The following is a 25,745-nucleotide window of genomic DNA, read 5'->3' as shown; positions in this document are numbered from 1 at the left end:
AACTTCTAATTAAAATCACTCTTTTATTCATGAGGTGGAAAAATATCATTTAAAACATCTTGCAAATCTTGACGATTATCATAACGAAATCCTAAATAATACCCAATTCCCATACAAGTAATAATAAATATAGCTGGGATAATACCAAATTGAATTATTAAAATAGAACTAATTAACCCAATTAGCAAACCACTAATTCTTCCTTTATATTTATGTAATAAATCTAAAATCTCAGATAAATCATCCCAGTTAAACATCTTTTATACACCTCATTTTTAATCTAATCGTAATTTTTTATTTTTTTCTTTAGGTTTTTCAATCGCTTTAATTAAGACTTCGACTTGATCAACTTTAGCTCCAATAGCTTCTTCTATTTCTGATTTAACCTGTTCCTGGATCTGATTGGCCAAATTAGGTACTTTAACTTTATCATATACAGTTAAGTTTAATATTACATCTAGTCCTTCTTCAGTAACTTTAACTTTAGATTGAGTATCTGTCGTATTAGCTTCAGCTCTGACTACATCTTTAACAAAATTATTAATAGCTTCAATAGTAATCCTAACTGTACCTAATTCTCCTTCTCCAATTATTGTTTGCTTGTCCTTATTTCGACTCATAAATGATAATTGTATAATCCGAATAGCAATTAAAAATAAAACTGCTGCAACTATTAATGTTTCAGCTCTTCCTCCTAATTCAGCAACAAAATTAGCTACTTCGTATTGTGAAACAACTCCAAAATAAAAACTAGCTAGTCCTACGGAAATAGCAACAACTAATAGAGCTAACATTAAAATAAAAAACCTATCTAAAAATCTCATAATAATCTCCTTTCTAACCCTGGGAATCAGGTGATTAAAATTGAAAATGGACAATGAATAGCTACTCAACTACATTGTCCATCTCAATCAGGCACCGACTTTTATATTATCTTACTCGCGGCACTTCTGTAACTTCATCTTCTTCTTCAGTTTCGTCATTATCTTCTTCCTCTTCTTCATCTTTAAAACTAATTCCTTCTATATGAACATTAGCTTCAACAACATCTAAGCCTGTCATACTTTCAATAGCTTTTTTCACATTTTGCTGTACTTCCCAGGCAACATCAGCAATTTTAACTCCATATTCAACTATAATATATAAATCTACTGCTGTTTCAGTTTCACCAACTTCTACTTTAACACCTTTAGATAGATTCTTATTTCCTAACATTTCAGCAAATCCACCATCTAATAAGCCACCACTCATTCCTGCTACTCCTTCAATCTCAGTAGCAGCCAAACCAGCAATAATGCTTACCACTTCATCAGCAATTCTGATAACCCCTACATTTTCTTCAGTTTCCATTTTATCTCCCCCTAAACAAATCTCTAGGTTTTATTCTTCTTCCTCATCATCAATCATATGAGTAGGAATGAAACTAGTATCAAAGTCACCACTAGTAAAGTATTCGTTATTTAACACTTTTTTATGAAATGGAATCGTAGTTTTAATTCCACCAACTTCAAATTCATTTAAAGAACGCAACATTCTTTTGCGGCATTCTTCTCTATCTCTACCCCAAGTAATTAATTTTGCTACCATAGAATCATAAAATGGGGGAATGACATAGTCTTGATAAACTGCACTATCAACTCTCACTCCAAAACCACCGGGGATTAGATAGTTAGTTACCTGACCTGGGGAAGGTCTAAAGTCTTTATCTGGATCTTCAGCATTAATTCTACATTCAATTGCTGCACCTTCTATTTCGATATCATCTTGGTCATAACCTAATTCTTCACCCATAGCTACTCTAATCTGCTCTTTAACAATATCAATTCCTGTAACCCATTCAGTAACAGGATGTTCAACCTGAATTCTAGTATTCATTTCAATAAAGTAAAAGTTGTCATCTTTATCTAATAGCATTTCTACTGTACCAGCATTATGGTAATCAACAGCTTCAGCAGCTCTAATTGCTGCCTCACCCATTTCTTCTCTTAATTCTGAATTGATTGCTGGAGAAGGAGCTTCCTCAATCATCTTTTGATGCCGTCGCTGAATAGAACAGTCTCTTTCTCCTAAATGAACAACATTTCCATGTTCATCTGCTAAAATTTGAAATTCAATATGGCGTGGGTCTTCTACATACTTCTCTAAGTAAACTTCTGGATTACCAAAAGCAGCTTCTGCCTCTGATTGAGCAGTTTGAATTGCTTGTACTACTTCCTCTTCATTATTAGCAATTCTCATTCCACGGCCTCCACCACCAAATGAAGCCTTTACAATAACTGGATAACCAATATCAGCAGCAATCTCTTTAGCTTCTTCTGCTCCTTCTAAAGCACCTTCAGTACCAGGAACAACTGGCACATCTGCTGCAATCATTGTATCTCTAGCAACTGACTTATCACCCATCTTTTCAATTGATTCAGCTCTAGGTCCAACAAATTTAATTCCACATTCTTCGCAAACTTCTGCAAAATGAGCATTCTCAGATAGAAATCCATAACCTGGATGAATAGCATCAGCATTAGAAATTTCAGCCACACTAATTAATCTAGGAATATCCAAATAACTATCCCCAGAAGAAGGTGGGCCAATACAATAAGTTTCATCAGCTATTTTAACATGCAGTGCATTTTCATCTGCTTCAGAATAAACAGCTACTGTCTTAATGTCTAATTCTTGGCAGGCTCTTATAATTCTAACTGCCACTTCTCCTCTATTTGCTATTAATATTTTATCAAACATTTTATCACTACCCCTTTATCCCAAATTCAAAATTTAATCTTCATAATTATTATACTGTCTTTTTATTATAATTACTATTATTAATATTAAATTTCAAGTATAAACATTCACAATTAAGCTTGAGTTTAAGTTTGAGTCTAAGATTAAGCTTGAGTTTAAAATTTAACCCTATTCTTTTGCTTAGCCTTAACCTTAGACTTAAAAATTAGTGCCAGCAACTATAACCATTTGTTGAATTTAGGTTACTGTCACTGACACTAAAGTCTTTAGTTATAATATTAGTTTAATTACTTGTGTTTTATAATCTTTCTAAAATAAATAACGGCTGACCAAATTCAATTGGTTCTGCATCCTCGACTAAGATATCTACTACTTTACACTTATACTCAGCCTCAATTTCATTCATTAATTTCATAGCTTCAATAATACATAAAGTATCTCCAGCTTCTATTACATCTCCCACTTCTACAAATGGGTCAGCATCGGGAGCAGGAGAACGATAAAATGTTCCTACCATTGGTGCTTCAAATTCTTCCCCATCTACATTTTCTTGTGCTTCTTCTTGACTAGCATTGCTCTCTTCACTAGAATCTTGTGTTTCTGTTGTTTGTGGCGGCTGCGGCTGAGAAACAGAAATATCAGTGTTTTCTGTTACCACTTGACCACCTTTCTTGATGCTAATTTTAGTTCCCTCATCCTCTAAGTTTAGCTCAGAAATATCAGTTTCATTTAACATTTCAACCAATTCTTTAATATCAGTTAATTCCATTTCTTCATTAGCCTCCTTAGTATGACCTTCTTCTTTATTATCTTCTCCAAAGATATCTTTTTCCTTTTTTCTTTCCTTTAAAAATTTAAGTGCTACTTGTGGGAATAAAGCATAAGATAAATAATCTTCTTCTTTTTCAGCGTATCTTTCAATTTCATCCTTAATATCATCTAAAGTTGGGTCTAATAAATCAGCCGGACGACAAGTAATTGGTTCTTCATCACCAATTGCTTTTTTCTGTACTTCAGGATCAATCTCAGCTGGAGGTTGACCATAATAACCTCTGATATAAGATTTAACTTCATCAGGTATCACCTTATATCTTTCCCCTAATAATACATTAAATACAGCCTGCGTACCAACAATTTGACTTGTAGGAGTTACTAGTGGTGGATACCCTAAATCTTCTCTTACCTTTGGTATCTCTTCTAAAACATCATGAATTCTATCTCCAGCATCTTGATCTTCAAGTTGAGACACTAAATTAGAAATCATACCACCAGGTACTTGGTGAGAAAATGTCTGCATATCAGTAATTTTAGTAACTCCACGACTAAATCCTCTTTTTCTTCTTACTCTTTCAAAATAACTATCTATTTCAAACAATAAATCAAGATCTAACTCAGTATCATATTTAGTATCTTCAAAAATAGCAGTCATAGTTTCAATCGGTGGTTGCGAAGAACCAAAGGCTAATGATGCAGTAGCAGTGTCAATAATATCTACTCCTGATTCAATACCTTTAAGATAAGTTGTCATTGCCATTCCACCAATATAATGACTGTGTAACTCAATTGGCATATCAAGTTTCTCATCTAAAGCTGAAATTAATTTTTCAGCTCGGTATGGCTTTAACAACCCTGCCATATCTTTAATACATAAAGAATCTACACCCATCTCTTGTAATTCCATAGCAGTCTCTATATAGTGCTCTATAGTATGCACGGGACTAACAGTGTACACTACTGTTGCTTGCACATGTTTGCCAGTCTCTTGTACTGCTTCAATAGCAGTTTGCATATTTCTAACATCATTAAGAGCATCAAAAATTCTAAATATATCTATTCCATTCTCAGCTGCTTTATATACAAATTCTCTAACTACATCATCTGGATAATGTTTATATCCTACTACATTTTGTGCTCTTAATAACATCTGGAGATTAGTATTATTAGTATAAGAATCTAATAACCGTAATCTTTCCCAAGGGTCCTCATCTAAATATCTCATACAAACGTCAAAAGTGGCTCCACCCCACACCTCTAATGAGTGATAACCAACTTCATCCATCTTCCCAATAATAGGAAGCATGTCTTCAGTTCTCATTCTAGTAGCCCACAAAGATTGATGAGCATCTCGTAGGGTAGTATCAGTTACTTTTATTTTTCTTTGTTCATTTTTCTCTACTTCACTACTCATAATTCTCCCTCCTTAATTACTTAGTTACATCATAATTATCTTTTTTATAATAAATTCCACGAGAAAACAAATAAGTTATGGAAAAAGTAATATAAAAAACTCAGGCTAATAATCTTAAACCTGAGCATTGTTTATTTGGTTTGAAATAATTATATCTTTTTTTAGTTGTTTTGTCAATTTATTCAGCTGGTTTCTCGATAATAGTTATATCCTTCAAATTAACATCTGTAGTATTTTTTACTAAATCTCCGATTTGAGCGACATCTTGCTGCTTCAAATTATCAGAAGCTACTATTACTTCAACAGAATTGTTATGGATAAAAGCAATTCCATCTTGATAACCACGAGCTCTAATCAAACTTTCTATTTCCATTTCTTCTTCTATGTTATTGCTAATATCCAATAACTTAGATTGAGCTTTACTTTTCAATTGTTTATCGGAATTTGGATTATTAATCATCTCCCTTAAGAGATTAATCTGTTCACTGCGAGCTTGCTCTCTTTCAATTCTATACTCCACAAAAAAATCTTCTTTTTTTTCAGGAGAGTCTTTCTTTTTAGCTACATTAAGAATAGTAGATTTACTGGTTGATAATTCAACATTACTACTTTGTTCTTCTGTATTTAATTCAACCTCCCCTTCTGCTGAAGACATCTTAGCAATATGATCTTTATCTACTTCACTTCGATGAACTACAACAGCTGTTACCATCCCTACCCATAACATCAGAACCAAAAACCAAGCAAATTTTCTTTTGATTTCTTGATTGGCAATTACATTAATCATCTTTATCTCTACCTTTCTTTTGCTAATACTTTTATTTTATAACTCTCAACCCCTAATCCTACTTTAACAGCAGCAATTAAATTAGCCTTAATTCTTGAATTTGATGCCCCTTCTGCTACTACTAACACCCCTCTGATTTGTGGCTGTACTTTCTTTTTAATTACTGCTTTACTAGTTCCGCCTTGATTCAAAACTACAATTTGGCTTCGTTTCTGTTGCTGTTCTGTTTCTCTAGCCCCCCCTGATTTATCGTTTTCCATAATTTTTTTCGTTGAATCCTCATCGTCTCTAGCATAAATATATTTAGGTCCAGTTTCTAAAGTAATATTAACACTAACACTCCCTACCCCTGCTACCTGAGACAAAACCTCTTCTAGTCTACTCTCTAATCTTTCCTCAACTGAAGAATTAAGCTCAGATTGCTGCTTATGATTTTGTTGGGGGGAAGAATTACTTCTGTTTCTCTGCTTAGAATCAAAGAAATTACCTATTAACATTAAAAAGACTCCCACTAAAATCAAAACAAATAAATATCTTAATAGATTTGATTTATCACTATTAAAAAAACTTTCATTCGAAAATAAATTATTTAAAATATTCCCTTCTCTATCTTGCTTAGCCATAGTATCTATCCACCTCATTTAACCTCAATTTCATCTTCATCAAATCCATATAAGTTAATCAATAACTGTTTCAAATTATGTTGTTGAGACTCCTTCTTCTTTTCACTCTCATTTTGATTAATCTCTACTTGCACTGGAGTTATCTTTTGGGAAGTAGTATCTATTATTATTTTCTCTACTTCATTTTGATTATTAAGAACTACATTGATTTTGGGATCTTGTAATTGAGTATTTAAATTAATAACTGCTGTCAATTGTTTGCTTAGTTTTTTCTTATAATTTTTTCTAATTTCTTTAGCTTCTTCTTTTCTTAGTCTATTTCCAGCTGCTAAAATTTCTTCTAAGTTCTGCTGTCTATTATTATTATCAATCAAACTTAAATCCACCTCTCCTGGTCTAAAACTTAACAATTCTATAAATGGTACTATAATAACTAAAATAACAAAAAAACCAATTACAACTCTAATATAACCTCTAAATTTATTATTAGGTAAGAGCATCTCAATAAAGTTAGCAAATAACACAATTAATACTATATTCTTAACCCATAGTTTAATTTGCTCCATAATTTATCACCTCAACATAACTACAAAATTAGCCGTCCCCACTATAATAATTATAATTGTAAAAAACATAACCCCTACCCCTACTACTGCAGCAAAAACAAGTAACAAATTGTTTCCTAATCGATTTAAACAATCAACAATTTTGGCATCACTAACGGGCTGCACAATTGCTGCTGCTAATCTATAAATAAAGACTAAAGCAATTATTTTAATCACTGAAAAAGAGCAAAAAATTAAAATAGTTAGCACACCAAAAATCCCGAGCGCATTCTTAATTAATAAAGAACCTCCTACAATCATATCTAGAGCATTAGCCACAAATCCTCCTACAATTGGTACAAAACTTCCTGTTAAATATTTAGCTGTTCGAATTGTTACTCCATCACTAACTGCAGCAATAGTACCTTGAGTGACTATTGCTGCCATGAAAATAGTCATAACTACCCCCAATAACCCTACACCAATCTGCTTAAACAAGGAAGCTAAACCCGTTACTTGATAGTGATCAGAAATATTATTGATTATATCTAAGATAGCAGCTAAAAAAATCAGTGGGAAAACTACTTTAGCTACTACAGTACTTAAAGCATTAACAATTAAAAAACTAATCGGATGAAATAAAGTAGCTGAAGTTATACTTCCTAAACTAACTAATAAAGTTAAAAGCAAAGGTAAAAGAGCATGCATAATATCAACCATATTAGTAATTGTGTTTTGGGCAATTACTACTGCTACTTTAAAAGAATTCAAGGCAATGATAATTAATACTAAATAAATAATTCCATTAGCTAATTTACTTACTTCAGTATTACTAAAATTAAATTGAAAAGTCTTTAAAATAGCTACTATCAAAGATAGAATCACCAACTCACCTAATAGTCGTGAATTAACTATTATTTCATCAAATAAATAACGGAGCAATCCTTTTATAATAGCAGTTATCTTAATTTTCAACCCCTGCTCATTAAATAAATCAAGGAGATCATTTATTTGCAGTGGAGGTAAGTAATTATTAGTTTGTTGATTTAACTTCTCTACTTCTTGCCTTAAATTTGTTAAATTAAGTTCTTTTAATTTCTGCTTTATTATCTCTTCTGAATTCAAACGTGCTGAGTTATTACTTTCAGCTGCTATAGGAATTGTAACTAATAATATAATTGAGATAATCAGAATAAATTGTCTCATCTTATCATCCTTTATGGTAATAGTTGCATTACTGATTCTAAAATAGCTAGCATAATTGGAATCCCTAAGACCATGATTAACAGTTTAGCTGCAAATTCAATTTTAGTAGCTATAATTCCTTCTCCAGCATCACGACAGATTTGCGCTCCAAACTCAGCTATATAAGCAATCCCAATTATCTTAAGTATTGTTTGGAAATAAACCATATCCAGTTGAGCACTCACAGCTAACTTCTTTAAAACATTAATAATTACAGAAATTTTAGCTAACATTAGCGTGAAAATTATAAGCCCTACAACCAAACTTAATTGTACAGCGAGCTCAGACTTATATTCTTTAAGTACTACAGACATAATCATCCCTACAATTCCTAACCCTACTATCTGAATAATTTCCACCTGCAATTCCTCCTAATACTGATTCAGAACCCAAAAATACTACGAATATTAGTAAATAGTTGATTAATCAATTGAATAATTACCATTAAAACTATAATCACCCCTACTAAGGTTAACATCTGTGCTTGTTCCTCTTTTTCTGCTTGTTTCAACACCATATTAAAAACAGAAATTAAAATTCCTAACCCCGCAATTTTAAATACTAAATCAATATTCATCATTAGGCCCCTTCCTAAACAATAATAATCACTACTAGTAATCCTGTTAACACTCCTAAATAACGCCACAACTTAACTTTTTGCTGTTTTTCTAGTACTGCTTCTTGATATAAATTATTTATTTTTTCTTGGGCCAATTGCAAATGCCGAATTTGGTCTGCACTACTTGAATTGCCTAAATTACAACCAATATCCAATATCACATTTCTATCCTCTTCTAGCAACGCCAACTCAGAAATTACTTCTGTTACTGCTTTCTGCCAAGCTTCTTGAGCTACTAATCCCTCTTCTATATTTATCTTAGCTAATCTAAACAGCTCTGCTACTGGCGACTGTAAATTTTGAGATAATTTATTAAATGCTTCAGGCAGAGGAGTCATACCATAATCTATTTCTGTCTTTAACATTTCTAAGGCTGTCTTTATTTGCTGTAATTGTTGCGGCCGCAAAGAAATTTTATGGGCCACTAAAAAACCAATACTACTGCTACTAAAAAGAATCAAAATTGCTCCTATTAACTTCAAATTATCACCTACTGCCTAATAATCTGTTCTACTGTTCCCGGGCCAAATCTTTGACTCAAAATAATAATCCGCTTAAAAGTATCCATCTCAAATAAGCCTTGTAAACTAGGTCGTGCTTTTACTTCTCTTAAATTACTATCATGAACTGTGGTCACGACTCTAACTCCAGCATTTAAAGATTCTTGAATTGCTTCTACATCCTGAAGTGAACCTATCTCATCAGTAACTATTACATCAGGCGACATTGACCTAATCAACAATAGCATTCCTTCCGCCTTAGGAGCTCGGTCTAATAAATCAGTTCTAATTCCCAGACTATTTTGCGCTAAGCCCTGATATGCTCCCCCAATTTCAGACCTTTCATCAACCACCCCTACTTTTAATCCACTAAAATTCAAATCTGATATTCCATTACTTATCTGCCTAATCAAATCTCTAATTAAAGTCGTCTTTCCACAGCGCGGGGGGGAAATTATTAGAGTATTATGAATATCATCAGTACCAGCAATTACATTATCAATTACTTTATCAGCAGCACCAATTATCTCTTGACACAACCTAATATTTAGAGCAGAAATATTCTTAATCCGCCTAATAGATTTATTATCACTAATAACTTGACCTACAAATCCTACTCGATGCCCCCCCGTTAAAGTTAAAAATCCCGATTTTAACTCTTCTTCTAAAGTATATAAAGAACTATTAGTCATTAAATGCAAAGTTTCTTTAATATCTTTTTTAGTTATTCGATAAGCCCCAGCAACATTTTTTACAATTTCTCCATCTGCTGAGACTAATACTTCTTGCTTAACCTTTTCTAATAACAAAGGTTTGTTAACTCTAACTCTAATCTCTACTAAATCCTCAATCTCTCGTGCTGGAACCTTTTTAATCAAAGCTCTCAACCCCGGTGCTAAAACAGGTAATATTGTCTTCTCTAATACTTGTTTTGAATTATTCGCCAATCTATACTGCCCCCTTATTATTATAAATTCGAAACTAGAATCAGAAGTCAAACTCTGCTACTTAATTATATTAACCAGATGGTAAAATTATGAAACAAAAAGTAAAAAAATAAGCCACGGCTCATTTAGTAACTAGTAATGAGTAAAGAGATATAAGTTAAAAGATTAAAATCAAAACCTAAAAATCACAATTTTTAACAAAGTAGAATTTTTTTCTTTATAATAAAAAAAGAGCATACCCTTAGATAAGAGTATGCTCTAGTTTAACTTTTATTTTAATAATAAAAATAGCATCGTAAAGAAATGACAAATACTCCCAGCTAGCACAAACAAATGCCAGATAGCATGATGATATTTTAAACTACGCCAAGCATAAAAAATAGTCCCTGCCGTATATAAAACTCCCCCAATTACTAAAAAGATTGTACTTATATCATTTAAAGCTAAGAATAAAGGTTTGATTGCAACTACAATTAACCAACCCATAGCAATATATAATAAGGTAGATAATATCTTAAATTTTTTCACAAAAAATATTTTGAATACAATCCCAAATATAGCTATGGCCCAAACTACTGTAAAGATAGTCCATCCTAAAGTACCCCGTAAAGTAATTAAACTAATAGGGGTATAAGTCCCAGCAATTAATAAATAAATTGCTGAATGATCAAATATTTTAAAGATTTCTTTTACTTTTCCATGAGGAAAACTATGATATAAAGTTGATGATAGATAAAGAATCACCAAAGTTGCACCATAAATACTGAAACTTACTGTATGCCAATTAGTACCAAGCATACTAGATAAAACTACTAATACCACTAAAGCTGCAATAGCTAATCCTAATCCTATACCATGTAAAATAACATTTGTTATTTCTTCTCCGTGAGTTAATTTCCTTTTTTCGGTCATAGCAACTCTCCTTATAAACCATAATTTACTTTGTATTATTCATTATAGCAAAAAATGTTTAATAAGCAAAGAAAGACAAACATAAAAAAACCACCTCTCGGTGGTTAAATTACAGCTAACATTTACGCCTTTATAATTTAAATTCTTCTACTATTTCTTGTAAATCTTGTGACATTGCCGCTAAATCTTGAGCAGAAGTAGCAATTTCGTTAGACATATCTTCAATATCACCAGTAGCCTGATTAACTTCGTCACTACTTTCCACCAAAGCCTGAGCAGCATTAGCAGTTTCTTCAATTTGAGCTGCTGTCTCTTCGCTAGCATCCTCAATTTCTTTAAAAACTTTTCCCGTCTCTTCTACTACTTCTTGTCCATTTTCAACCTTATCTTCTACTTTCTTAATTACTTTTAAGCCTGTTTCAGTTTTATTTTGAGTTTTATCTATTAATCCAGCTATTTTTTCAGTGGCTTGATTAGTTTCTTCAGCTAATTCTCTAATTTCTTCTGCTACTACAGCAAATCCTTGCCCTGCTTCCCCAGCTCTAGCAGCTTCAATAGCAGCATTCAAAGCTAATAAATTAGTTTGCTCTGCTATACTAGTAATTAATTCAATAATTTTATTAATTTCTTCTGAAGTCTCATCTAATTCACTAATCACCTGCACTGCTTCATTAACAGATTCACTAATCTGTTCCATACTAGTCAAAGTATCATTAATATTTTCATTCCCTACTTTAGTTTTGGAAGTAGATTCTTGCGCAAAACTAGTCACTTCTTGCGCACTAGCAGATATTTGTTGAATATTAGAAGTCATATCCTCTATTAAATTATTAGTAGTATCAATAGAGGCGTTACCTTCTTGAGCCGAAGCAGATAATTCTTCACTATAAGCGGACATGTTTTCAGTTGATTCTAATATTTTCTTAATAAGTCCTTTCAAATTATCTTGCATTTTATTAATTTCTATACTTAAAGTTCCTAACTCATCGCTACGGTCAATATTTATATCAGCAGTCAAATCTCCCTCAGCAAATTTACTCACAACAGTAGTAATCTCTTTAATTGGTTTAGCAAAATAGTCAGCTAAATAATAACTGATGATAGATACTATTACTATCAGAAACATTGCAATCAGAACTACTGTTTTGACTAAATCAAATATAGTCTCATTAATATCATTAATATAAATTCCTGTCCCCAAAATCCAATTCCACGGCTCGAATTCTACTACATAAGAAAGTTTTTGTTCAATTCTCTCTTGGTTATCATAATACTGCCAACTATACTCTACAAAACCAGCCCCACCTTTTTCTATTTCTTTTATCATTTCTACAAACAATTTCTTGCCATTAGGATCTTCAACATTAGATAAATCTTCCCCTATCAAGCCAGAATTATAAGGGTGCATAATCATCAATGGTTGATCATCCATAATCCAAAAATAATCTTTCTCATTAGCTCCATAGGTTGATTTCTTAATCATATCCTTAGCTCTAGCTTTAGCTTCAGGCTTAGTCAATTTACCCTGCTGCTGTAAACTGTAATAATATTCTAATATTCCTAAATTAGAATTTATTAAGTTTTTTAATCGTTCTTGCTTATCCTTATATAACCTCTCCCTTAAAAAAGGAAAAGTAGCAGCACCAAAACCAATCAAAATTAATAATACAATTAGTATAATACTAATTAGCAATTCAACTTTAATACTTTTTAACTGTTTAAGAAACATCCCCCCACCTCCCCTCTTAAATTATGTATTAGACAAAATAATACCAAACCCTTTATTCTATATCAAAATCAACTAAAGTACGAATCACTTCTCGTAAAACAGCATAAACAGGAACTGCAAATAAAGCACCTAAGACCCCAAATAATAATACAGAAATCAAAACTATAAATAAGATAATCAAGGGATGAATATCTAATTTATTTCCCTGAGCTAAAGGACGAACTAAATTCCCCTCTAAATACTGGGCAATACTCAATACTAAAATAACCTTGACCATCATTAGAAAATCAATAGTTAAAGCAATAAATAAAGCAGGTAGAATCCCTATCGTTGGCCCTAAAATTGGAATTAGTGATGTTACCATTGCTATTAAAGCTAAAGCAAAAGCATTAGGTAAAGATATAATCAAATAACCCAAGAACATAATAATTCCTAAAATAATCGCTACAATTAGCTGCGAACCTATATAATCAGCTAAAACTTTATCTATTTTAACCAACAACTCATCAATATCTTCCTTCTCCCACTTAGAAAATCTCGTTAACATCACAGATAAAAATTTATGAATCTTTTTATCATCTTTTAAGAGATAAAAAATAACAAAAGGAATTAAAATAGCTATTGTACCTAAGTTAGTTAATGAAGAAAAAGTACCTACATAATTATAACCACTTATTTTAGCTAAGACTTTTTGAAAGAAATCAGAAATTCTTTCTTGAAAATTAAACTTATTCAAAAAATCAAGTCTACCATTACTCGCTTCAATCATTTGATTAAAGCTTTCTTTAGTTTCTTGATAACTTAATTCATAATTATTAGAAAAATAAGAAATCAGTTCTTTAATTTGATTATAAATTATACTACCGCCAAAAAATATAATCATAGCAATAAAAACAATCACTAATAAACAAGTAACTACGACAGCTACAGTTTTATTCTTAAATTTAGAAGTGAAGAATCTAACTATAGGACGTAATAAGTAATAAAAAAAACCACCTAACAATAAAGGTACTATTATAATTGATAATACTGTAGATAGCGGTTCCATTATATAGGGAACTTGTCCCGATAAAAAGATAATTACTAAGACTAAAATAATTCCATAAGTAATCTTAAAAAACTTACCTTTAAACATTTGTCTTTCCCCCTTCTTACTTATAATACTTATATTCTTAATTAATTGTTATCTAGTTAAATATTTTCTTGATAAATATATTATATCCTTTTATCTAGATTGTATAATAACTTTGGATTGAGATAAAATAAAAGTTAGATAAATTCTTAGGAGGAATTTAAAATGGATAAAATTTTCAAAGGTTTAACTGCTGGAATTATTGCAGCAATTATAATGAATATAATTAACTTAATATTATTTTATAACTTTCACTTAACTACAATTCGCTTTCTGGATTGGGCAGGAATAATAATGTTAGGTTCTGTACCACAAACTATATTTGAAGTTGTTTATTCCCTATTTGTTCATATATTTTGGACAGGTACTCTAGGTATTGCTTTTAACTATATAATTACTCAAATCAGTTCGCAAGGCATAATTATTAAGGGAGGACTTTACGCCTTTTTTATTACTTTTATTTTTAGATCATTAGTAGTATTATTTAAACTACCAATCTTAGCTGATTCCAATCTCACTACTAGTATTACTAATACCATTACCTCATTCATTTGGGGTCTTATTTTAGGAGTTTTATTATATATTCTCAATAATAATTAACCTCTCTACAAATTTAATTATAAATATCAGAAAACTCCATATTAATCCGGTCAATTAATTGTTGACTATTATATTCTAAATAAGAATTATCTTCTGTTTCTTGCTCTAATTTAGTAACTGGCAAATCAATAATAAATTCACTACCTACTCCATACTCACTCTCAACTTTTATTTCTCCTCCGTGAGCTTGAATAATCAATTTTACAATTGACAACCCAATGCCACTACCTTCAGTATTTCTAGTCAGCGATTTATCTACTTGTCCAAATCTTTGGAAGATTAATTCTTGTTTATTCTTAGGAATTCCAATACCGCTATCTCTAACTTTAATCCGCATCGTATTTTCTAAATCAATGATTTCTATTTTTATCTTATCTCCCTTTTCTGTAAATTTAATAGCATTTGATAATAAATTCAATAGTACTCTTTCTAAATTAAAGGGATCACAGGCAATCACTTTTTCATCAATTTTTGATTCAAATTCAAATTCTCTCCCTTTTCCTTCTATATGGTCAGTAATAGAAAAGGCAATATTTCTCACAATTTGTACTAAATTATGATTTCCTAAATTCAAATTAAAAGCATTTGCTTGAAATTTATTAATATCTAATAAATTATTAACCAATCTCAGTAATCTATTACTATTTTGAGAAATAATATTTGAATATTTTTTTAATTTGTTCTCAGTTTCTGTAGGCAGTTTTTCTTGTTCCATCTCTAGCATCTGATGGGCAGAAAATATTAAATTTAATGGAGTTTTTAATTCATGAGATAAATTAGCAAAAAATTGCATCTGCAACTTGCTATGTTCTAATTCCTCTCTTAAACTCTTAATTTCAGTAATATCTACTCCTAAACTCAAACTTTCTACTACTTCTCCTGCTTCATTAGTTAAAATATTATTATGCCATAAAATATTTTTTTCTTCCCCTGTAGTAGTAACTACAGTATTTTCTCCATTAATTATTTCCTTCTCTTCAAAGCCCTTGCGAAAAACTCGCTCACTTTTGGGTCTATCGTCTTTTTTAACAAATTTCTTAAACCAATTACTTCCTAATGCTTCTTCTCGAGTACATTCTAAGATTTCACAACCATTTTGATTGATTTCTCTAATCTTTTTATTTTCGTCTAAACGAATCACAATAGCTTGAGTTATTTCAAAATACTTCTTTAGTTTATCTCGTTCAGCTCTAATTTCTCTTTCTATTTCTTTACGGTGAGAAATATCGTCCGCAAAACCAATGTATCTATCACTATTAATCTTAACCGCATTAATTTCGACGTCAAGTTTAGTCTCAAGACTTTTTCGAAATACAAATTCTCCTCTTACTGCACCTTCTTCTTTTAGTTTTACAAAATATTCTTGCGCTTTTTTGCTATCAAGAACTGAACCCACGGTACCAAATTTTTCTCCCAAAATTTCTTCTTCTGAAAAACCACCTAATTGACAAGCCATAGGATTAACTTCAATATATTCTCCTGCACTATTAAATACCGCAATAGCATAAGGAGCATGTTCAATATAACTTTTAAACTTAGCTTCACTTGCTTTTAACTTTCTTTCTTTTTCTTTTCTAGCACTAATATCTCGCGCAAAAACTATAAATACTCCCTCTTTAATATCATCTACATAATTTACAGATGTTTCTAAATTAATAGTTTCTCCATCTTTGGCCTGATGTAAACTTTCAAATTTATTGCCACCATTAATAGCAATAATTTTTTTAATATGTTTATCATGTTCTTCTTTATCCATTATTAAACTTATATCATTAATATTAAAGTTCAATAACTCTTCCTCTGCATAACCTATCATATTTTGATAAGCTTGATTGGCTTTGATGAAATTACCCTCTTTATCCAACATGAAAAAACCATCTATTGTAGTTTTCAATATTTTATTCAACATTTCTTTCTCTTTTCTTAGACTATTACTTTTTTCTTTCAAATCGTCTTTCAAACTAGCCTGATATTCAAATAGTCTCCCAAAAACTAATCCTTGAGTTACTAAAGCTAATGCATTAACAGTAGCAAGAGAAGTCCAAACTTCTAAAGAAAAAATCATCCACACAGCAGTCAATAATCCTCCCACCCAATGCTTATAATAAGCACCTAAGCCTACAAAAAGTACAGCAAAAACTGCATGCCAATTAGAAGAAAAATGAGGAATTGCTAAAAGTAATATCAATCCCAAAACCATTAGATAATATTTTATTCTAGTATCTTCGTCGTTAAGTTTAAATATATTAAACATTGTAATTTCATCTCCTGAATACTTTATAAGTGTACAATTTACAGTGAACAGTGGATACGGTTTTTGTGCTTTTCACGAAGGGTCTTGATAAAGACCCGTAGGTATATTTAAGGGTCAAAATCTAGAGGCACAATCAAAAAATAAGCAATTTCAAAATAATACAATTCCTACCTACAACTCCAAAAGTTAAGCTTTATATAGATATTTCTATACTTATTGCTATATTCCTTGTAAAAAAAAGAAAAAATCTATTTATTTGACAAAAAATATAAAATCAGGTGCCATTAAGCACCTGATTAGAAATTATGATAATGTTTTTTATTTTTAAACTCTTTCTATATATTCTGCACTCCGAGTATCGATCTTTATCATTTCTCCTTTTTCAATAAATAGAGGCACATCAACCTTAGCCCCTGTCTCTACAGTTACTTCTTTTGTTGCCCCTGAAACTGTATTTCCTTTGACTGCCGGCGGAGCCATCGTCACTTCTAATTCTACAGAAGCTGGCAAATTAACTCCAATTGGATTTCCCTTATACATTTCAATCTCTATTTCGTCATTTTCTTTGATAAACTTAACTGCTTCGCCAATATCTTCAGCAGGAATAGTCACTTGTTCATAAGTTTCAGTATCCATAAAAGTATACTCTTCATCACTATTGTATAAAAACTGGAACTTACGATGATCAATATGGGCTTTTTCTACTTTTTCCCCTGCTCTAAAACGCTTATTGACAGTTTGACCTGTCTCAATATTCTTCAATTCAGTCTGTAAAAATGCGCCTCCTTTACCCGGCTTTACATGATCATAATTCATAATCTTATACAGCTTACCATCTAATTTAATCGTTAGTCCTGTTCTAAAATCTCTTGTTGTAATCATTATCTATCATAATCCCCCTTTAAAATGTTTGACCAATATTCATTCTTACTTGTGTACCTTCTTCAGAATGACCAATATCCAATCTAGCTATTATATCTTGATTAAAGAAGTATTTAAATCCTATACCTCCCACATAGTGCATATCCTCAGTAAACAACTCTGTATTAAAACTACTGCTCACCCGACCTGCTTCAGCAAATAGTGTTCCTTGAATTTTTGGCACTTGCTGCGCTAAAAATCCATCTTGAGCATAAGGTATTACACTTTTCATAGGAAATCTTAACTCTGATTGATACAATACAGAATTATTATCATAAAAGCGGTAGTATCTATAACCGCGCATCGTATTTAATGTTCCCAGTAAAGACATATCAAAGAACGGTGCATAAGTATATACTGCAGCATCTAGATTCCCTGTCTCAAGTTTTTTCAAAGCAGTTCTTTCATCATCTTTGATTTCAGTTCCCGTAGTACTTTGAGTTCTCATCCGCACTGCAAAAGTAGAGTCTTTAAAGACAGGAATATACTTTCTCAAATCTAAAGTATACTTTGTATAGTCCCAATCTTCACCACCATTGCCTGCTATCAGTTCTAAACTTTTCTTAACTCTTGCTACTACTTTATGACCCTGCTGCGGATTATTCTTATTATCAACATTTTCATTCTCCCAAGCTAGAGATAAGGTATCAGATTTATAATCATTAGCTTGACTAGTCAATTCTTCATAGGCATATTCAGTTACTATCTCATTGTACTGGTTGATTTCATAAGTTAAATCAATTGCAATTTTATTGTTCCAACCTTCATAAGTACGATAACCATCAAGGTTGTCTTCTATTTTATCATTATCTAAATCATTTAAAACTTCTTTTTCTTCAGAAGAAAGTATTTTTTTCAATGTGCTTTCTGGAGCACCTTTAGCATTTTCAGTAGCAATAGCAGAAATTAAATCTTTATTTGTTTTTATATCCTTGCTTTGATATGCTAAATATAATTGAGAACTTAAACCTGCATCAGTAAAGTCTTTTTCAGTTAAATCTCTTTCAGCTAATCCCTTATATTCTTCCAAAGTAGCAAAATATTCTTCTGGGATCTCCACATTAGCACTATCATTACCAACAGCACCATTCTTAATATCATTAAACTTAATTATCTTTAAATTTCCACCCAGCTTCCAATTCTCTGCTAGGGGATAATCTTTAATTTGATTATAAGAAGTTACAATTCCTGTGCTCGGTGAAGCTAATAAGACTGAAGTGAACTTTGTATCTTTGTCAAAAAGATTAGAATTGTACCAAAATTCACCAACCATTAATCCGCCTTCACTAATATAAGTGACTAAAGGAACTTTCCCCTTTTCACCTTCCATTTTCGGGCCAATTACTTCTTGAATACTCTTTACAAATCCATCTTCTGCTGCAACAATTGAACTACTAATTAAAGATGTTAACATTAACATTACTACTAAACTAAGTATTAATTTCTTCTTCATTTCCTTGCTCCTCCTTATTTAATTTATAATTAATCAAGTACTAATAATTCTTTTGGTGAGTCTGTTAATATCTCACAACCATCATCAGTAACTACTACTATATCTTCGATTCTAACTCCGCCCCAGTCAGGAATATAAACTCCTGGTTCAACAGTAACTACCATTCCTGCTTCTAAAACTGTGTCATCTTTTCTTGATAATCTAGGGTTTTCATGAATTTCTAGACCAACACTATGTCCTAAACCATGACCGAAGTTAGCTCCATAACCTGCTTCAGCTATTATATCACGAGCTACTTTATCTACTTCTGCTCCAGTTTCACCTGGCTCAATTGCTGCAATAGCTGCTTGCTGAGCTTCCAAAACTAAATTATAAATCTTTTCTTGCTTAGCTGTCGGCTCTTCTCCGACCATTACAGTTCTAGTCATATCAGAATGATAACCCTGATAAACACAGCCAAAGTCCATCGTTACTAAATCGCCAGCTTCTATTTCTTTATCACTAGCCACTCCATGAGGCATAGCACCTCTTGTTCCTGAGGCTACTATAAAATCAAAAGCATTCTTAGTAGCTCCCTGCTTTTTCTGAGCAAATTCTAATTCTAAAGCAATCTCTCTTTCTATAGCTCCTACCTGCAGTTGCTCTTGAATCTGCTCAAATGCATAATCACTAATCTCTACAGCTTGAGAGATTTTATCTATTTCACTTTTATCTTTGACTTTACGTAAACTTTTGACTACATCTGTAGTAGCTACTAATTCTACATCTAATTCCTTTTGATACTGCAAATACTTGCGATAGCTAATACCCTGCGCTTCAATACCTAATTTTTCAATTCCTTCTTCTTGTAATAAGCGATTAATAGTTTCTAATTTATTATCTCCTTGCTCAACAATCTCAAAATCTGTAGCCTCATCCTCTGCTTGTTCAGTATAACGAAAATCAGTTATTAATTTCGCACTATTATCGCTAATTAAAACTACTCCCGCAGTACCAGTAAAAGCAGTTAAATACTGTCTGTTTTGCGGATTATTAATTAATAACGCATTAACTTCTTCTTCATCTAATTTCGATCTCAATTTTTTTATTCTTTCTTTCATATTTTCCGCTCCTCTATCCATAAATAATATCTATATAAAGTTGCACTTACAATGCAACTTTATAGCTAGAAGTAATTAGCTAGGAGCTAGTAGCCAAAAACATAAAATCAAATTCAAAACCTAAAACATTAGCCTAGTATTCAATAATTTCTAGCTATGAACTGTTTTTTTGGTTTTGAATTTACTACTAGCTACTAGCTTCTATCTACTAACTCGTGGCACGCAAGTGCCACTTTATAAAGTTACACTTTACAAATTGCTAATCTTCTCTAAAGCTAAATAGTAACCATCAGCCCCTAGACCAGAAATTTGTCCTGTAACTACTGGCGCAGTTACAGATTTATGTCTGAACTTTTCTCTTTTATAAATATTACTTAAATGCACTTCAATAATTGGAATATCTAAAGCTGCTAATGCATCACGAAGGGCAATACTATAATGAGTTAAAGCACCCGGATTAATAATGATCCCTTCAACTTCCTCGGATACCCCTCGCTGCACTTGGTCAACTATCTCCCCTTCGCTATTCGATTGAAAGCTTTCTAATTCAATTCCCATTTCAGATGCTTCATTTGATAATTTTTGATTAATATCTTCTAAAGTAGTTGTACCATAAACATCAGGCTCTCTCACACCTAACAAGTTCAAATTTGGACCGTGAACTACTAAAATCATACTATTCCCCTCCAATCTCTGCTAAGACTTCTCTAATTATTGCTTCCGGAATATCAGATAAAATCTTAACTTTGCCAATTTTCTCTGCTAGGATAAAACGAATTACTCCATCTTCTACTTTTTTATCTTTAGTTAAAGCATTAATAATTTGATCATGATCTACCCCTTCAAATCTAATTGGCAATCCAAAGTCAGAAATTAATTCTTCATGCTCTTTTACTTCTTTCACAGTCAGCATATCTAATTTATGAGCAATTCGAGCAGCCGCAACCATCCCAATTGCTACTGCCTCACCATGGCGATAACAATCATAATTAGTTACTGCTTCTAGAGCATGACCAATAGTATGACCATAGTTTAAAATAGCACGCAACCCCTGTTCAGTTTCATCTTCTTCTACTACTTCTGCTTTAATAGCACAGGAAGTTTTTATAGCTTTAATAACTGCTTGTGTATCTAAATTCATAACTTCTTCTCGCTTATCTTTGAGGAAAGAGAAGAACTCTTCATCCCAAATAAAGCCATACTTAATTACTTCTGCTAAACCAGCTTTTAATTCTCGCTCTTCTAAAGTATGTAATACTTTTTTATCAGCTACTACTAATTGTGGTTGATAAAAATCCCCAATTAAGTTCTTCCCTTGAGGATGATTAACTGCTACTTTACCACCTACGCTACTATCTACCTGGGCCAAGACAGTAGTTGGCACTTGAATGAAATTGATACCCCGCATAAAACTAGCAGCAATAAATCCTGCGATATCACCAACTACTCCGCCTCCTAAAGCTACAATTGAGGAAGTTCGATCTAATCCTGCTGCTACTGCCTCATCATATAAATCTTTAGCAGTATCTAAGGATTTATATTTTTCTCCATCAGGGATTAACGCTTTTTCAACCTCAAATCCAGCTTCAGAAATCGCTTTTTCTACTTCTGCACCATATAAGCTATCTACTAAAGGATTAGAGATGATTAATACTTTTTTTCCAATCTCTAATTCTGATAAATACTGACCTAAATTAGCTAATATATCTTCTCCAATTTTAATATCATAACTTCTCTCACCTAAATCAACTCTCAATTTCTCCATGCTCTCACTCCTTCAAAAGCAGTCTAACAATTTACAGTAAGACAGTTAAACAGTTAAAATCAAAACCGTACAATCAAAATCATAAAATCAACACATAGACTTGGCAGTGCCAAGTCTATACTGTTCTTACTGTTTCCTCCGAGTCTTAAAGAACAAAGACTCTCCGTGCAGCCCCAATTTCTCTACTTTTAGCTTTATTTAACTGCGCAATCCATATGCATCATTTTTCCCTAAACTCACTACCGGCTACTATCTCTTCTATTTTTTTAACTACTTCTTCAATACTCAACTCAGTAGTATCAATTTGATACGGCGTACATTGATAGCTTTCTTTTCTTTCTTCTAATAATGAATTAATTTTAGCTAGTGGATCTTCAACTTCTAATAACGGTCGATTATCATCATCTTTAGTCCGGTTATAAATTTCTTCTGGTGTTGCTTGTAGTAAAATCACAATTCCATTTTGCTTCAGATTAGCTATGTTCTGATCACGTAAAATAACTCCTCCACCAGTGGCAATGACTTGATTATCTCTACTTCCAATTTTTTCAGTAACTTTAGTTTCTACATCTCGAAAATAGTCTTCTCCATCTTCGGCAAAAATATCAGGAATCGGCCGTCCATCTTCTTTCACAATTTCTTCATCTAAATCAACAAATTTATAGTCTAAGTTTTGAGCTAATTCTTGACCAACACTACTTTTTCCAGTTCCCATAAATCCAATTAATGATATATTCATTATTATCTACCTCTGTTCCAACATTTTTAGATAATTATTGTAATTAGCTTTAATCTCTTCTAAACTATCGCCGCCAAATTTATTTAAAAAGGCTTTAGCTAATTCAAAAGCTACTACATTTTCGCCTACTATACTAGCCGCTGGTACTGCTGTAACATCAGAACGTTCAACACTTGCTTTAAATTTCTCTTTTGTCTCCAAATCAACTGAAGAAAGAGGCTTATAAAGAGTTGGAATTGGTTTCATAGCTGCTTTAATAACTAACGGTTCTCCATTGGTCATACCACCTTCAATACCGCCGGCATTATTAGTCAAACGGTGAAATTGATCATCATAAGCAATTTCATCATGAACTTCTGACCCTCGCCGACTAGCAGCTTCAAATCCTAATCCTACTTCTACTCCTTTTATAGCTTGAATACTCATCAGCGCCTGAGCTAACTTTCCATCTAATTTTCTATCCCAATGAACATGACTCCCTAAACCGGCTGGTAAATTAGTAGTTCTTACCTCAAATACGCCACCTAAGGAGTTACCTTCTTCTTTACAGTCATCAATTTCAGCTATCATTTCTTCTGTAACCTCTTCATCAATACATCTTACTTCTGATTGAGCGCTTTTATTTCTAATCTCAGCAAAATCTAATTCCTGTTCTGCTAACTCTACAGCACCAATGCGCTGAACATGACTAGTCACATCAATCCCAAATTCTTTTAATAAAATTCTACCAAAGGCTCCAACTGTCACTCTCATTGCAGTTTCTCTAGCACTGGCTCGTTCTAAAATATTCCTTAAATCACTCTGATTATATTTTAAAGCACCTGCTAAATCAGCATGACCAGGTCGGGGTTTAGTCACCTTTGGTTTAACAGTTTTGATTTTGTTCTCTTTTTGAATCTTAATCTCATCTTGATCATAACCATTGTCTCCAAAAGGGGCCAATACTTCTTCCCAATTCGGCCAGTCATCATTCTCTATTTGAAAAGAGATAGGCGTTCCTAGCGTCTTTCCTCCTCTTATTCCAGATAAAATATCGATTTGATCATTCTCAATCTGCATTCTTCCGCCTCGTCCATAACCACCTTGTCTTCTAGCTAATTGTCGATTGATTTCATCTTTATCAATTTCTAAATTAGCCGGCATTCCTTCTAAAACACCTGTAATTGCTCTGCCGTGTGATTCACCTGCAGTTAAATAACGCATATTCGTCCTCCTCCAATTCTAAAAATTGCTATTTAGACACAGTGATTGTATTATATCAAAAGATTAGTCCTTATATCAATTTTTATCTTGAATTAATCAAAAAAACAACTTTTAACCATTAAAAAAAGAACTTAGTTTAAAAATAAACTAAGTTCTGGCTATCATTATTTAATTTTAACTGCTAGCGTAGAAAAATATTTTTTTCCTGCTTTGCTATAAATCACTTTATTACCTCTAATACTTAAAACTTTATACCCCCCAACTTCTGCTCCAACTTGAGCAACGAAAACTTGGCCCTGATAATTAATAATTGCTTTGTCATTAATGATTCCCTGCAATTTCAAATTATCATCTACTTTTTTCAATTCCAAGGGTTTATCATCTGATTGTGATTGATAAGTAAATTTTGCAGCCGCTTGGAATTGATCAATAAACGGATTACTATTCTTTTTAATTTGAGTTCCATATATTTTTTCTAAATTAACTTTAGTTGCACTAATTTTCTCATTAGTTGAATTTGAAACATTATTACTCTTGGCTTTCTTTTTTTCTTTAACTTCTCCTGTTGAGTTATTAAACAATAAAATTTTAGCCCATAAAGTAGTAGCAATTAAAAATAATAGTATTAACAAAATCAACTTACTTTTAGGGTCACTTTTTAGTTGAGCAATAACTTTTTTCACCTTTTATCAGCTTCTTGAGCTAAAGAATAAATAGCAATTAACAATTCACTCTGCAATTCTTCTTTTTTATTAAATATCTTCATTTCTTCAATTGTTACTAATCTAGTTGTAGTCTCTAATTCTTTGAAAAAATTATTCAAGGCATCATAATCACCACTGATTTCTAATAAAATTGGCAATTTTGCATAACCTTCTTTTTTAATTATATCTTCGGGGACATATTTATTTAAACTTAATTTAGTTTTAGACACTAAGTCTTTAATTTGAGTTAGAAAATTATTACTCTGCATTTGATAGGGAATAGCTTTTAGTAACTTATCTTCTGCTAAATTACCCTCTAATTTAGTTTTAAGTAAACTTTTTTTGCTATGTAGTTCTTGTTCTAAACTTTGAAAATTTGTCTGTCGATTATTTAATTGCTGCTTTAAATTAAAGACCTTCAGCACTTCAGGAGTAAATTCAAATAATGAAAAGCTAATTAAAGCAACTACTAAAATTAATAACAATCCCGTGGAAAATTTATATTTCAACTTCATAATCCTTGACTCACCTGCCCTTGAATTTCAAAGTGTAGATTACCTTTTACTTCTTGGCTAGAAGCTATTTTTACTCCTTCAAAATAAGGATATTTCTCTAATCGCTTAGCAGTTTCTAATAATTGTTGATTATTAACTGTCTTTCCTCCAATTAATAACTTATTATCTATGGTAATTGTCAATTGTTCTAACCATACCTTTTCTGGAATAATTAACTGCAAATCTTGAATCAACCAATTATAATTTAAATCCTTTTTTAAATTATTAACTAAAGTTAATTGTTCTTGCACTTTATTCTTTTCTTTTAACTGCGTAGAAATTACTTTTTTAGTTACTTCTAATTGCTGCAGTTGTTCATCTAATTTCTCTAGTTTAGTCTGATAATTTGCTGCCAAGTTTTCTATATAACTACTTGTCCCCATTAATACTACTAATAACAAAACTATGATTACCAGCGCTATCTTTTTATATTTTTCTCTTTTTCTTTTCTTCTTTATTTCATCTGGTAACAAATTAATCATTCCA

Annotated in this window: 28 protein-coding genes; 1 reads left to right on the top strand and 27 read right to left on the bottom strand. The window is 31.8% G+C overall.

Going from position 1 to position 25,745, the window contains the following annotated elements:
- Positions 1-23: 23 nt before the first annotated feature.
- From JOC47_RS00280 to JOC47_RS00205, 16 genes are all read right to left on the bottom strand, one after another.
- On the bottom strand, positions 24-257 hold the full coding sequence (locus JOC47_RS00280; RefSeq protein ID WP_204699961.1) for a DUF2273 domain-containing protein: 234 nt from the start codon (positions 255-257) through the stop codon (positions 24-26).
- A gap of 18 nt (positions 258-275) precedes the next feature.
- Positions 276-824: an alkaline shock response membrane anchor protein AmaP gene (gene amaP / locus JOC47_RS00275; RefSeq protein ID WP_204699960.1), complete on the bottom strand. Its 549-nt coding sequence runs from the start codon at positions 822-824 to the stop codon at positions 276-278.
- A gap of 106 nt (positions 825-930) precedes the next feature.
- The gene (locus JOC47_RS00270) at positions 931-1,350 is read right to left on the bottom strand and encodes an Asp23/Gls24 family envelope stress response protein (RefSeq protein ID WP_204699959.1); all 420 of its coding nucleotides are present in this window, start codon (positions 1,348-1,350) and stop codon (positions 931-933) included.
- Positions 1,351-1,380: 30 nt separating this feature from the next.
- Entirely contained in the window at positions 1,381-2,739 is a 1,359-nt protein-coding gene (gene accC, locus JOC47_RS00265; RefSeq protein ID WP_204699958.1) for an acetyl-CoA carboxylase biotin carboxylase subunit, read from the bottom strand.
- 298 nt (positions 2,740-3,037) lie between these two features.
- A complete protein-coding gene (gene accB / locus JOC47_RS00260) occupies positions 3,038-4,927 on the bottom strand; it encodes an acetyl-CoA carboxylase biotin carboxyl carrier protein (RefSeq protein WP_204699957.1) in 1,890 nt (629 codons plus the stop codon).
- A 178-nt stretch (positions 4,928-5,105) separates the two neighbouring features.
- On the bottom strand, positions 5,106-5,714 hold the full coding sequence (locus JOC47_RS00255; RefSeq protein WP_204699956.1) for a SpoIIIAH-like family protein: 609 nt from the start codon (positions 5,712-5,714) through the stop codon (positions 5,106-5,108).
- 8 nt (positions 5,715-5,722) lie between these two features.
- Complete coding sequence (gene spoIIIAG, locus JOC47_RS00250; RefSeq protein WP_204699955.1) at positions 5,723-6,337, bottom strand: stage III sporulation protein AG; 615 nt, start codon at positions 6,335-6,337, stop codon at positions 5,723-5,725.
- 14 nt (positions 6,338-6,351) lie between these two features.
- Positions 6,352-6,903, bottom strand: a complete 552-nt coding sequence (gene spoIIIAF / locus JOC47_RS00245; RefSeq protein ID WP_204699954.1) for a stage III sporulation protein AF — start codon at positions 6,901-6,903, stop codon at positions 6,352-6,354.
- A gap of 6 nt (positions 6,904-6,909) precedes the next feature.
- A complete protein-coding gene (gene spoIIIAE, locus JOC47_RS00240; protein WP_204699953.1) occupies positions 6,910-8,088 on the bottom strand; it encodes a stage III sporulation protein AE in 1,179 nt (392 codons plus the stop codon).
- An 11-nt stretch (positions 8,089-8,099) separates the two neighbouring features.
- Entirely contained in the window at positions 8,100-8,486 is a 387-nt protein-coding gene (gene spoIIIAD / locus JOC47_RS00235; RefSeq protein WP_204699952.1) for a stage III sporulation protein AD, read from the bottom strand.
- Positions 8,487-8,509: 23 nt separating this feature from the next.
- Complete coding sequence (gene spoIIIAC, locus JOC47_RS00230) at positions 8,510-8,704, bottom strand: stage III sporulation protein AC (RefSeq protein ID WP_204700237.1); 195 nt, start codon at positions 8,702-8,704, stop codon at positions 8,510-8,512.
- Between the two features lie 14 nt (positions 8,705-8,718).
- Positions 8,719-9,228 (bottom strand): stage III sporulation protein SpoIIIAB, encoded by a 510-nt coding sequence (gene spoIIIAB, locus JOC47_RS00225; RefSeq protein ID WP_204699951.1) that lies wholly within the window; start codon positions 9,226-9,228, stop codon positions 8,719-8,721.
- Between the two features lie 8 nt (positions 9,229-9,236).
- Positions 9,237-10,193 (bottom strand): stage III sporulation protein AA, encoded by a 957-nt coding sequence (gene spoIIIAA / locus JOC47_RS00220; protein WP_204699950.1) that lies wholly within the window; start codon positions 10,191-10,193, stop codon positions 9,237-9,239.
- Between the two features lie 270 nt (positions 10,194-10,463).
- A complete protein-coding gene (gene trhA / locus JOC47_RS00215; RefSeq protein ID WP_204699949.1) occupies positions 10,464-11,105 on the bottom strand; it encodes a PAQR family membrane homeostasis protein TrhA in 642 nt (213 codons plus the stop codon).
- Positions 11,106-11,235: 130 nt separating this feature from the next.
- Positions 11,236-12,834 carry a methyl-accepting chemotaxis protein gene (locus JOC47_RS00210; RefSeq protein WP_204699948.1) on the bottom strand — a complete coding sequence of 533 codons (1,599 nt, stop codon included), beginning with the start codon at positions 12,832-12,834 and terminating at the stop codon, positions 11,236-11,238.
- A gap of 52 nt (positions 12,835-12,886) precedes the next feature.
- The gene (locus tag JOC47_RS00205) at positions 12,887-13,969 is read right to left on the bottom strand and encodes an AI-2E family transporter (RefSeq protein WP_204699947.1); all 1,083 of its coding nucleotides are present in this window, start codon (positions 13,967-13,969) and stop codon (positions 12,887-12,889) included.
- Between the two features lie 162 nt (positions 13,970-14,131).
- Between JOC47_RS00205 and JOC47_RS00200 the strand changes: the two genes are divergently transcribed.
- Positions 14,132-14,566 (top strand): hypothetical protein, encoded by a 435-nt coding sequence (locus JOC47_RS00200; RefSeq protein WP_204699946.1) that lies wholly within the window; start codon positions 14,132-14,134, stop codon positions 14,564-14,566.
- Between the two features lie 13 nt (positions 14,567-14,579).
- On the opposite strand, the gene JOC47_RS00195 is transcribed toward JOC47_RS00200, so the two are convergent.
- The 11 genes from JOC47_RS00195 to JOC47_RS00145 form a co-directional block, all read right to left on the bottom strand.
- Positions 14,580-16,820 carry a PAS domain-containing sensor histidine kinase gene (locus tag JOC47_RS00195; RefSeq protein WP_204699945.1) on the bottom strand — a complete coding sequence of 747 codons (2,241 nt, stop codon included), beginning with the start codon at positions 16,818-16,820 and terminating at the stop codon, positions 14,580-14,582.
- A 324-nt stretch (positions 16,821-17,144) separates the two neighbouring features.
- Entirely contained in the window at positions 17,145-17,702 is a 558-nt protein-coding gene (gene efp / locus JOC47_RS00190; protein WP_204699944.1) for an elongation factor P, read from the bottom strand.
- Positions 17,703-17,721: 19 nt separating this feature from the next.
- The gene (locus tag JOC47_RS00185; RefSeq protein WP_239550826.1) at positions 17,722-19,194 is read right to left on the bottom strand and encodes a BamA/TamA family outer membrane protein; all 1,473 of its coding nucleotides are present in this window, start codon (positions 19,192-19,194) and stop codon (positions 17,722-17,724) included.
- Between the two features lie 29 nt (positions 19,195-19,223).
- Positions 19,224-20,294 (bottom strand): M24 family metallopeptidase, encoded by a 1,071-nt coding sequence (locus tag JOC47_RS00180; protein WP_204699943.1) that lies wholly within the window; start codon positions 20,292-20,294, stop codon positions 19,224-19,226.
- 249 nt (positions 20,295-20,543) lie between these two features.
- Complete coding sequence (aroQ, locus tag JOC47_RS00175) at positions 20,544-20,969, bottom strand: type II 3-dehydroquinate dehydratase (RefSeq protein WP_204699942.1); 426 nt, start codon at positions 20,967-20,969, stop codon at positions 20,544-20,546.
- 1 nt (position 20,970) lies between these two features.
- Positions 20,971-22,059 (bottom strand): 3-dehydroquinate synthase, encoded by a 1,089-nt coding sequence (aroB, locus tag JOC47_RS00170; protein ID WP_204699941.1) that lies wholly within the window; start codon positions 22,057-22,059, stop codon positions 20,971-20,973.
- Positions 22,060-22,279: 220 nt separating this feature from the next.
- Positions 22,280-22,798: a shikimate kinase gene (locus JOC47_RS00165; RefSeq protein ID WP_204699940.1), complete on the bottom strand. Its 519-nt coding sequence runs from the start codon at positions 22,796-22,798 to the stop codon at positions 22,280-22,282.
- A 6-nt stretch (positions 22,799-22,804) separates the two neighbouring features.
- Positions 22,805-24,001 (bottom strand): chorismate synthase, encoded by a 1,197-nt coding sequence (gene aroC, locus JOC47_RS00160; protein WP_204699939.1) that lies wholly within the window; start codon positions 23,999-24,001, stop codon positions 22,805-22,807.
- A gap of 164 nt (positions 24,002-24,165) precedes the next feature.
- Positions 24,166-24,684: a hypothetical protein gene (locus tag JOC47_RS00155; protein WP_204699938.1), complete on the bottom strand. Its 519-nt coding sequence runs from the start codon at positions 24,682-24,684 to the stop codon at positions 24,166-24,168.
- The gene (gene pilO / locus JOC47_RS00150; protein WP_204699937.1) at positions 24,681-25,220 is read right to left on the bottom strand and encodes a type 4a pilus biogenesis protein PilO; all 540 of its coding nucleotides are present in this window, start codon (positions 25,218-25,220) and stop codon (positions 24,681-24,683) included. The genes JOC47_RS00155 and pilO overlap by 4 nt, the downstream gene beginning before the upstream one ends.
- Positions 25,217-25,741 carry a PilN domain-containing protein gene (locus JOC47_RS00145; protein WP_204699936.1) on the bottom strand — a complete coding sequence of 175 codons (525 nt, stop codon included), beginning with the start codon at positions 25,739-25,741 and terminating at the stop codon, positions 25,217-25,219. The genes pilO and JOC47_RS00145 overlap by 4 nt, the downstream gene beginning before the upstream one ends.
- Positions 25,742-25,745 lie beyond the last annotated feature (4 nt).

The sequence above is a fragment of the Halanaerobacter jeridensis genome, assembly GCF_016908315.1.
GTDB classification, from domain to species: domain Bacteria; phylum Bacillota; class Halanaerobiia; order Halobacteroidales; family Halobacteroidaceae; genus Halanaerobacter; species Halanaerobacter jeridensis.
The sequence above is the reverse complement of the archived record's forward strand: the minus strand, read 5'-3'. Positions and strand labels throughout refer to the sequence as shown.